Below are 11,189 nucleotides of genomic sequence, written 5' to 3' on the forward strand. Positions count from 1 at the left end.
GAGCACGAGGCCTGCGGCCTCGCGTTTGAATTCAGCGGAAAAAGAACGACGTTGTTTGGTCATCAGACACCTCTATCTGGCGAGCATTCTCGCCTAAATGGGTGTCCGGTTTCATTAGACCACTACAGTCTGTACCGCATCCTTCACGCCCGAAGCGCGCAGATCAAAGCCTTTATCGATACTGAACTGGGCAGCGAGATCGATGCCCACTTCGCCGGCCAATCGCAAAGTAACGCTCATGACGCGTTAGAAGCCGCACGCGTAAAAGTCGCCGAGACGCTCGGGGAAGATGCTTTCTTACCCACGGGTGAACTGAAGCCTGAATATCGCGGAACCAAGGTCGGTAAGGAATACGAGCTTGCCCAGCAGCACGCACGCGATGGTGGCGGCGTACTGGCTGACGATGCCCAGGTGTACGAACACCTGTACCGCTTCTTCAGCCGCTATTACGACAAGGGCGACTTCATGTCGAAGCGCTACTTTGTCTCCGAAAACGACAGCCGTGCCGCTCCCTATGCTGTGCCCTACGATGGCCGTGAGGTCATGTTGCACTGGGCCAACAAAGACCAGTACTACATCAAGTCGAGCGAGGCACTCAGTAATTTCACTTTCGACCTCACAGCAGCACAGGCCAAGGAACAGGGCCGCCAAAGTGGCTTCGAATTCCAGCCAGCGATCACAACCCCACTGAAGGTGCATTTCCGTCTGGCAGCAGTAGCGGAAGGTGAGCACAACAACGTAAAAGAAGGCCAGGAGCGCTTCTTCATCATCCACACAGCGGAACCGCTGAAGCTGGAAATCAACGATCAAGGGCTACCGGAACTCGTTGTGCAGTTCGACTACAGCCCTGACAGCACTAAGTCCGGTCAAGCTGGCACCTGGCAGCAGAAACGTCTGACAGAGGCCGAACAGGTGGTAGGCGAGCAGCTCGCCAACCTAGTTTTCAAATATCCAGAGCTTCGGGACTTTGAACAGCCGCTATTTGCGCCAGCCCCCACCGATAAGCAGCCAACACGCACAATACTAGCCAAGTATCTGAGCCAGTTCACAGCACGCAACACCATGGACTACTTCATTCACAAAAATCTCGGTAGTTTCTTGCGCCGCGAACTGGATTTTTATATCAAAAACGAGATCATCCGCCTTGACGATATTGAGGCGGCCGATGGTCCGCGCGTGGATGAATATCTAAAAAAATTGCGCGTCCTGCGCAAGATTGCACGGCGCATTATCGACTTTCTCGCCCAGCTCGAAGATTTCCAGAAAAAACTCTGGCTCAAGAAAAAATTCGTTGTCGAGACGCAGTACTGCATCACCCTGGATCGCATACCGGAAAGATTCTATCCAGAAATTGCAACCAATGAGCAGCAGCGGAAAGAGTGGGTTAAATTATTTGCGATTGATGAAATTAAGGGCGACATGGCCCAGCCTGGGTACAGCGCACCTCTCTCTATTGAGTTTTTGAAATTCAATAAATTCCTCACAATCGACACCTGTTTTTTTGATGACGAAACAAAAGCAGAGATACTGGCAACCCAGAGTGAACTTGACAAAACCTGCAACGGAATAATCATCCAGTCCGACAATTTTCAAGCGTTGTCAATTACAAAAGAAAAACTTAGCAATCAGGTTAAACTGATCTACATAGATCCGCCATACAACACCGGTGGAGATGATTTTGTTTACAAGGATAACTACAGGCACTCCAGCTGGTGCTCCATGCAAGCAGATAGACTGAGCCTTGCAAAGGAGCTACTTTCAAACTCAGCCGGCATTGTCTGCAACCTTAACGACATTGAAGACTGGCGATACAGGGGACTACTCGAAAGCTCTCTTGGAGATGAAAGTTACATAACAACTGTGACTACAAAGTGCTCTACCGCCTCCAGCTTTCGCACCGTAAACCTAGGCCCAGTAGACATATCTGACAGATTAATTTTTGCGGCAAAAGACAGAAGCAATTACAGCTACACAACCAGCTATGTAAAAAAACCTGTGGATCTCGCTCACTTTTCAAGATTTATTGTGAACCCGGAGCAAGATTGTTCTCGCTGGGAATTCAAGCCTATTAAGGTTCAAGTTCTTCAAGATCTGGGATTTGAATGTGAAAACTCTGCAGCTGGAATGAAGCTAGCACGCCAGAAATGGGGGGATGCTGCATCTGCAATTGTTGAAAACGCATGCGAACAATTCGCTATAAAAAATGCGAGTCGAGTGTTCGAAACTAAAACTTTACAAAAGCCAGCACCTTGGCTTCGCGATCATATTGAGTACTCGAAAAACAATAAAAATGAAGTAGTTAAAGTTGAGCGTGACACTAGCGAAAATATGTATCTACTCGGAGGAAGACAGTTTTATTTCCTTTCAAAATCCGTAAGAATTGTTGATGGAGCTCAAGCTATAGCCGAGCCTGCATCCACAATATGGATCGACATCGACACCAACAACTTGAAACACGAAGGCGCAGTTGACTTCCCATTAGGAAAAAAACCTATAAAACTGATATCTCGACTTATCGAGATGGCCCAAAATGCAGAAGGGAATTATGTTCTGGATTATTTTGCAGGCTCAGGAAGCACAGGTCACGCAGTTATAAGCACAAACAGAAAAAACCAAACCAATGACAAATATGTTCTTTTTGAGATGGGTGAGCACTTCTCATCCGTACTGCTACCAAGAATTAAAAAATCTGCGTACTCAGACACTTGGAGAAATGAAAAACCCATTTCCCGAGACGGAATTAGCCATTGCTTTAAATATCTGCGCCTAGAATCTTTCGAAGACACGTTAAACAATCTGCAACTGCCAGACGCTCCACATCTAAACACCAAATCGGTCGACTCCGTCGAGATGACACGTGAGTATCTTCTCAAGTATTGGTTGGAGTTCGAAACCGCCGGCAGCCCAAGCCTGCTTAATGTTCGCGAATTTACTGACCCGACGTCCTACAAACTCAAGGTCAAGCAACCTGGTAGCGATGCCCAAGTGGAAAAAAACATCGACTTGGTGGAGACCTTCAACTGGCTCATTGGTCTGCATGTCGCCCACCTCGATCAACCACGCCGCTATGCCATCGAACTTGTGCGTGAAACTGATCCGGAGCTACCCAAAGACCAAGATACGCGCTGGCTTTCAAGCGCCATCAAGGAACGTGCCGATGGCGAGTTCTGGTTCCGTGCTGTGGAAGGCCACATCTTCCGCGCACCGGGAGACGATTTGTCGCGTGAGCGTGCCCTGGTAATTTGGCGCAAGCTGACCGGAGACTCTGGTCGCGATCAAGCTGCACTGGAAGCATGGCTGAACAAACGCGGCATCAATCCGCGTGAAAGTGAATACGACTATATCTACGTGAATGGTAATCATGCTCTGCCCAGCGATGGCGATGCCGCCACACGCGTGCGCCTGATCGAAGAGACCTTCGCCCAGCGCATGTGGGAGGACGCTTGAGATGGCCCGCGCCCCACGTAAAAACAAAGCTCAGCCACCACTGGTAGCGAGTCACTTTCAGGATGCATTGGTACTTAATCAGTACCTCATCAGCCTGTTTGGTATCGACCCGCTGGTGACTCACAAGGATGAAGGCCGCACTGTGCGGCCACTGGAGATAATTGCCAAATCTCTGCGTAGCGTCGAGCCAGGCATAGGACCGGACGGCAAGCACCGCTTTCTGGCGAAGCTAATCTCGCACCTGCCTGCCAATGCGACATTGACCCCCGTTGAACTGGAGCGTTTTGACGCCAATCTGGTTGCGCATACGAGGGTCATCAATGCCCGTCGTAAGTACAAAGGAGAAATTGCCTGGAAATACTTCCAGTGGCTGACTCTATTGTTTGTTGAAATCTACCTCGACCGTTATTTCAACGACCGCCAGGGTCTCTGCGCCGTACTAAATGAGTTTATCGAGCGTTTCAACCTTCATCACCAAGGCCAAGGGCGCGAATCGGGCATCGGCGCATACGCTGTTGAAGACCTCAACAAGCTCTGCCTGCAAAACGCCACGGGTAGCGGCAAAACGTTGCTCATGCATGTGAATTTGCTGCAGTTTGCCCAGCATGCGCGTGCGACCGGGCAGGCTGACGCTTTCAGCCGAGTCATTGTGCTCTCACCGAACGAACGCCTGTCCGAGCAGCACGAGCGTGAGCTGCGCGAAAACGGCTTCTACCCGGAGCCGCTGCGCCAAGAAAGCGACCTAATTTCACGCGGGCAAAATGCCCTTGATGTGCCGCTGCTGACCGAAATCACCAAACTCGCAGACGAGCAGAAGGTCAAGCAGATGGCCGTCGACAGCTTTGGCGATGCCAACTTATTGCTGGTGGACGAAGGTCACCGTGGCATGAGCGGCAGCGACTGGAAAAGTAAGCGTGACAAGCTGGCGGCCAAGGGCTTCACCTTCGAGTACTCCGCCACCTTCAAGCAGGCAGTCAAGGCAGCCAACGACCGTGTGCTGGCCGAGAGCTACGCCAAAGCAGTACTGTTCGATTACAGCTACCGCTACTTCTATGCGGACGGTTATGGGAAGGACTACCGCATCTTCAACCTGCCTAAGGATGAGCTGGCCCACAAGGACACCTACCTAGCCGCAGCCCTGCTGGGGTTTTATCAGCAGCTGCGCATGTTTACTGAGGCGGGCAATCGCTACACCGGCTACAACCTGGAAAAGCCGTTGTGGGTCTTTGTCGGCGCCAGCGTTACTGGACGCAAGGTTGATGAGGAAAGCGTATCGCCATCCGATGTGGCGCAGATCCTCGACTTCCTTGCGCGCTTTCTTGCGCACCGTGAAGCCTTCACCTCGCTCATCCATACCGTGCTCAATGGCAATAGCCAGCAGACAGGTCTGCTCGATGCCCAAGGGCACGATATTTTCGTGCAGTCGTTCCCCTACCTGAAAGGCTTGAAGCAAACCGCAGCACAGTTCTATTCCGACATCTGTCAGCGCCTGTTCCATGCCCCGGGCGGCGGTCACTTGGTGATCGAGCGCGTGAAAGGCGACAGCGGCGAGTTGCTGTTGAAGGTTGGCGAAGCCGACCAACCCTTTGGCGTGATCAATGTCGGCGATGCCGCTGCGCTGGCCAAACACGTTCAGGAAGAACTGGAAAACAAGCAGTCCCTGGCCGAGGTGCGCCCTAGCGAATTTGGCGAGCCCGTATTTGGCGACGTACATAAACCAACCTCTCCCATTCACATGTTGGTCGGCTCGAAGAAGTTCATCGAAGGCTGGGACTGCTGGCGGGTGTCCAGCCTCGGCCTTATGCGCATGGGCCAGAGCGAAGGCGCACAGATCATTCAGCTGTTCGGACGTGGAGTGCGCCTAAAAGGCAAAGAAATGAGCCTGATGCGTACCAGCCGCTATCAACCGGTGAATCCACCAAAGGATATTCACTTCCTGGAAACGCTGAACGTATTCGGTGTGCAAGCCGACTTCATGGCAACCTTCCGCGACTTCCTAGAAAGCGAAGGCCTACCGCCGAACGATGCACCTCATGTTGAGGAAATCACCCTCAACGTCACCCACGACTTTGGCCAGAAGCTGAAGGTCCTCCGTTCCAAGTTCCGCAAGGACACCCAGGAGCAGTATGACTTCCGTAAACATGGCCCCATCGTGGATCTCACTATCGGTGCTCTCCCTCCTGGCTTGACCAAGGGAGGAATGCCATTGGTTGTTGATCGCTTCCCACGCCTGCAGATGATCCAGGCCAAAGAGGTCATGGGCCAGGCCCCTGAGGCAATCGATAACCCACCACGCCATTTCGATGCCCTGCGCCTGTCGATGCTCGATTGGGACAAGCTGTGGTTCGATCTGGAGCGCTTCCGCCGCCAGCGACACCTGGACAACGTCATCGTAAAAGCTGAAATGTTACGCCCACTGCTGGAAACCCCAGACTGGTATCGCATCCTGGTGCCAGCGCATTGGTGGGCACCTTCGATGGCAAATCTCCGCCACTGGCAGTCGATCGCTTTCGAGCTACTCAGCGGCGCACTGGAGCGCTGCTTCAATCACCAAAAGCGAAAATACCTCGATCCCCGAATGGAGCTGGTTCTGCTGACCCGCGACAACGATAACCTGCCGGCTGACGATATTAACTACCACCTGATTGTCGAGGCCACCGAGCAATACCTAATCGACGACATCAAGGCGCTGAAGGAAGAGCTCGCTCAAGTTGGCTGGCGTGATCATGGGTACGTACAAGGCTTGAAGCTTGCCGCTCACCTCTACGAGCCACTGTTATCCAGTGAGAAAGTGAAGATCCAACCCGTCGCCCTCAATAAGTCCGAGTTCCAATTCGTCGACGATTTGCGCATCTGGCTGGAGGCCCACGAAGCAACCCTTACCGAACGCGGCGAGCGTATTTTCCTGCTGCGCAACCTGGTCAAGCAGGGCATTGGCTTCTTTGAGGCCGGTAATTTTTATCCTGACTTCATTCTCTGGTACCTGAAGGCGGATGGCAGCCAACGCATCTGTTTCATTGATCCTCATGGACTAGAACACGAAGGTCCCGGCAGTGACAAAATTCAGCTCTCGCAGAGCATTAAAGATCTGGAAGCGCGCTTGAGTGACCCTGGCGTGAAGCTGGAGTCGATCATCCTGTCGCCGAGCACTAACCGCATGCGGATCGAATACTTGTGGAGCCAACAAGGGCTACCGGTACCTGATTTGAACGCTCTGCATGTCTTCTTCATTGGAGAGCCGGACTACATCAGCAAAGTGATGGCGTTGGTGCAACCTTAATACCCGATCTCTTTTTTGAAGTGCTGGGCATTTATGGCCCATCACTTCGATGAGTGACCGCCATGGCGCGGGTGGTTGCGGCGTTCGGTGCGGCGAAGCTGCACTGTGCTTATCTGTTTACCAACCGCCGCCACTCGCCTGACAGTGCTGTTGCACGACGGTTTACCGCATGGTGAGGTAGATGTACTCCTTCGACGGTTCCAGGCTGTCTGTTAAGCGGACTAACCAGCTAACAGTCATGGACAGAGCGATGGCATTTTGCCTAATCTCGGCGTTGGGTCTACGAAAGATGCACTCGCGAAATAAGGAGCCTGCATGCCAACGTTGGGATGGATTCAGGAAACAGGTCTGGACCGATTATGGGAAAGAGGCACTGAGCCTGGCTCCTCGGCCTTACCGACCGGCTATACATGCCGTTATTGCAACCAGGTTTTCAAGTCGATTGCCGTACGCGAACAGCACGAACTTGAGCACCCGCTGCTAAATCCAACCATGTTCTATCGTGACCGTGAGCTCGGCGCCACACGTCTGCTGATCAATACGCCGATCCAGCTTGGCGACATTGCTGCACGCAATGTTAGCAAGATTGAACTCAACGGCCAGCCACTTGGCTCTATCACCGAACTGACTCTGGCTTTGAAGTCAGTAAGTAGGGGCTTTTTTAGTGTCACCTATGCCAATGAGACTTTGGAAAAAAGCCTCAAGATTGAGGTGTGCATCGCCGACCCTCAGCAACTGACTGAGATTGATCAGGCCTTCAGGGCGCATTTCTCTACCGGCAGTATTGCCGATCCTTTGCTCGAGGGATTCACTGCCTCCGTCAAACACTGTGACACCGTCAGCCGATACGTAGACGGACTGGTGCGCTACCTCCACGGCTTGAAAGCCAAAGATCACCTATCTGACATCACCACGTTCGAAGATTTCGACAAACGCTTCAATCAGGCACTGGATTCTCTGAGAGATTACACTACGCCACTTGCAGCGGCTGTGCGCGCCGTGATCCGATTCAACAGAAACGACTTCAGTTTTATGCAGAAAGCCTCAGGTCTACCCGATATGGACAGGACTATCTCCTTTTTCTGCGGTGACGACTTAGTTGGCAGTACATTCGCATCGCCAGATGCACAACTGCCCGTGGATCAGTCCTCTGAGTTCATTCTTGCAAATCTGATTCCATCTTTTTCCGATTCGACGTTGGCAGATATCGAGGAACGAATCACTTGGTTACCCGTCAAGTACCGGTCGCTGCAGGACACTAGCAAACTCAACTACCTGTGTTTCCGTAAAGCGGTGGCGGTCGAGGACATGACCGCGGTCGAAAAGTACCGCAAGAAGCTCAGGCATGATGATGTGTTCAACACCCTCACTGGAGATAAATGATCCATGACCGGACATGATTCAGATACTGCATTGCCACAACAGCGAGCAGCTGAGGCCAAGCCGGCTAGAAAACAGAAGCCAACTACACAGGCCAAACCGATCGCGGAGATTATTTCGCAGGTCTTCGTAATCAGCGTGGACAAAGATCAGAACATCAAGCCAGCGACCCTGAGCCGGACCGACTTCAAGGCTATCGTCAGTTGCCAAACCACTGCTGAACTAGATGCTCATGTGGCGGATAAAGTGGCTGTGGATGCGAGGAAAACCGACCCGCAACTCAATGCGCTGGCGCTAATGGCAGTTGCTACCAGCAAATGCCGTGAGGGTGCACAGCGTCATGCGTTAATGACTTTTTGTGTTCGACTTGCCAGCGCTTTGTGGATCAACCGGCATCGTGAGTCGCATGACCTGTTTCAGGATATTTTGGACAGCGACAAGGGACTCGACGCCACCCCGCTGCGGTTCCTGTGCAATGCCATTGCAGCGTTATACAGCAGGCGGATCGAACATGTACGGGCCATGCCGGCTGTAACACTGCTGACAGACAGCGTAACAGACACCGTTGCTGGTTCGACAGTCTTGACCCCGACCGAGCTAGCCATTCAGCGCGACAATCTGCTACTGATCGGTGGGCTTTGGCTGCTTGCCAACGGTAAAAGCGATCCATCTGAGGCGATGGTGTTTTTCACAGAACTGCTCGAGAAACGCCAATCACGCAATCGGAGCAATCGTGACGTTGCCCTTTATCTAGCTGAGAAGTGCGCCCAGCACGAGAGTTTGCTGGCCGACACTCTCGACTACTTCAAGCAACGGGCGAACGAGCAGGTTACACATGGCCAACGCCTGCAATCTGCACTTGAACGTAGCGAGCAAGAAGCTGCGCGGCTCAAGACGCAACTAGCTGAACACAAGCGGATCACTGAAGAGCAAACTCAGCGAATTTCTGCAATGGAGGCGGAAATCAGCCAACTGCAGCACATACTTGAGGAGCAGCAGTTGGACGAGCGGGCCAAGCGCACCCACTTACGCGACAACACTGGGCAGGTCAAAGCAAGAGCTTTCAACCTGCTGACTGAAAATGTGCTAGAACCGCTTAAGCTCTCACTCTCGGCCTTGCAACGCGAAAAGCCGAAAACGGAAGTTGCCGCGCATCATATCGAACTGGCGGTGGAAAGCATCGGAAGGGATATCCAATGGTTCAAAGAATAGGCATCGACTTCGGCACCACAAACAGCCTGATTTCTGTCGTCACCCGCGAAAGCAAGATCTCCTCGTTTGATGACACAGGGCGTCCGCACCCCTCGGTAGTGCGATACGAGGGCGATCGGGTAATCTGTGGTCGGAGTGCACGCGACAAGCTAGAGAATCGGGTCATAGGTGTTCTGGGTAATACCGTGCGCGGCCCGAAAAAACTGCTGGGTAAGGAGCATGTGAACGTCGATGGACGGGTGATGACACCTGTTGGCGTAATTGCCGACTACATCAAACACCTGATTGAACATGCTCGCGCATCGGACGAAGAGCAGGTAGCCGACCTTACCCGCGCAGTCGTGACTATCCCGGTTGCCTTGGATGGACGGGGTCGTCAGGATTTGCGCGAAGCGCTGCTGCAGGCGGGCGTGCATGTCGATACCTTTGTACATGAGCCACTAGCGGCCTTGTATGGCTATTTCAAGGATCTGGATAACACTCATGACGCCCTATCTTTCTATGAGGACAGGATGATCCTAGTATTTGACTGGGGCGGTGGAACACTAGATCTCACATTGTGCAAAGTAGTTAATGGTGCTCTGGTGCAGATCCTCAACCGGGGCAACAATTCGGTTGGCGGTGACTATCTGGATGATGCCATCCTCTCCTATGTCACCGATCAGCATGCGGCCAAATTTGGTTGGACCGCCGAGGAAAAGCTATCGGTCAACCCTGGAATGCGCGCCCAACTGCTGACCCAATGCGAACGCGTCAAGATCACTCTCTCCACGCTTGAAAAAACACATATTTTTCTGCCGGATTACTATCAAGGCGAGAGCGCCGAAGAAACCGAAATCGATATTTGGCTCACACGCTATGAGCTTGAAAAAGTCTGCACCAGGTTGATCAACCAGGGCATCAACGAGATCGATGCTCTCCTCGCACCTGACAAGGCCGATGTCGACCCACAAACCCTATCGCTCTGTCTTGCGACTGGCGGCCTAGTCAACATGCCGCTTATAAAGAGCAAGCTGACAGAAATTTTCGGTGTTTCTGCCCTGCACATTTCCGAAAAAGGCGACCGTATCATCTCAGAAGGTGCTGCCTGGATCGCCCATGACAATCTGCAATTGGCACTGGCAAAACCCTTCGAACTGGTCGAGGCAAGAAACTCTTTGTTGACCATCATTCATGAAGGAACACGCTTACCAGTACGCGGTGAGTCCATCCAGAAAAAGCAGTCGATGTACTGTTCTGACCCGCGTGACGGAAAGGCCATCTTTACCTTCAAGCGCCCCCAAATGGTCCAGAAGTCTGCAGCTGCAGACCCCAGGACCACTTATGGAAGCCTGGTAGTGGAAGTGAATCCGGCGTTCCCGCCCTTGGGTGAACGCATCGAGCTGACCGTGACTATTGACGACGACCTTATCCTGCATACGCGCGCGATTGCCAACGACCGGAAAGATACGGTCGAGATTCAGTTCTACGATCTTGAGTTCTCGTTGGTGGTGAATGAACAGCCCGCTGATGCGGAGCAAAAAAAAAACCGCGTGAACCTGCGTATTGATACCAAAGGCCCAAAGCAACTCGTGGTTCAGGCCAATGTGACCAATGATTGCGAGCGCTGGGATACCGTTCCTGGTGAGTTACTAAAGGCCTATAACGATCAGCATATTTATCTGCGCAAACAATTCACACCCCTGCAGAAGGAGGAAGATGTCAGATATCAGCCATGCTCAAACTGCGGCGCGCAGTGGTCGGAAAAGTGCTGTCGGGGTTGATGAAACGGTAACCCGCCGGCAACCTCACCTACTCAATCCATCTTGACTAAATTTGGTGGAAGCCAAGAGAACGTGCTGGCCGGACGGGTTAAACCCTCTTCTCTACG

5 protein-coding genes are annotated in these 11,189 nt (G+C 52.5%); all 5 read left to right on the plus strand.

Features of this window, described 5'->3' with window-relative positions; genetic code table 11:
* Positions 1–51 precede the first annotated feature (51 nt).
* The 5 genes from BVK86_RS23115 (at position 52) to BVK86_RS23135 (ending at position 11,082) form a co-directional block, all read left to right on the plus strand.
* On the plus strand, positions 52–3,447 hold the full coding sequence (locus BVK86_RS23115) for a DNA methyltransferase (protein WP_075948683.1): 3,396 nt from the start codon (positions 52–54) through the stop codon (positions 3,445–3,447).
* 1 nt (position 3,448) lies between these two features.
* Positions 3,449–6,727: a DEAD/DEAH box helicase family protein gene (locus BVK86_RS23120; RefSeq protein WP_075948625.1), complete on the plus strand. Its 3,279-nt coding sequence runs from the start codon at positions 3,449–3,451 to the stop codon at positions 6,725–6,727.
* Positions 6,728–7,042: 315 nt separating this feature from the next.
* Positions 7,043–8,110: a hypothetical protein gene (locus BVK86_RS23125; protein WP_075948626.1), complete on the plus strand. Its 1,068-nt coding sequence runs from the start codon at positions 7,043–7,045 to the stop codon at positions 8,108–8,110.
* A gap of 3 nt (positions 8,111–8,113) precedes the next feature.
* Positions 8,114–9,319, plus strand: a complete 1,206-nt coding sequence (locus tag BVK86_RS23130; protein ID WP_075948627.1) for a hypothetical protein — start codon at positions 8,114–8,116, stop codon at positions 9,317–9,319.
* Positions 9,304–11,082: an Hsp70 family protein gene (locus BVK86_RS23135; RefSeq protein WP_075948628.1), complete on the plus strand. Its 1,779-nt coding sequence runs from the start codon at positions 9,304–9,306 to the stop codon at positions 11,080–11,082. Before BVK86_RS23130 ends, BVK86_RS23135 begins: the two co-directional genes overlap by 16 nt.
* Positions 11,083–11,189 lie beyond the last annotated feature (107 nt).

Origin of the sequence: Pseudomonas reinekei, assembly GCF_001945365.1 — a bacterium.
GTDB classification, from domain to species: Bacteria; Pseudomonadota; Gammaproteobacteria; order Pseudomonadales; family Pseudomonadaceae; genus Aquipseudomonas; species Aquipseudomonas reinekei.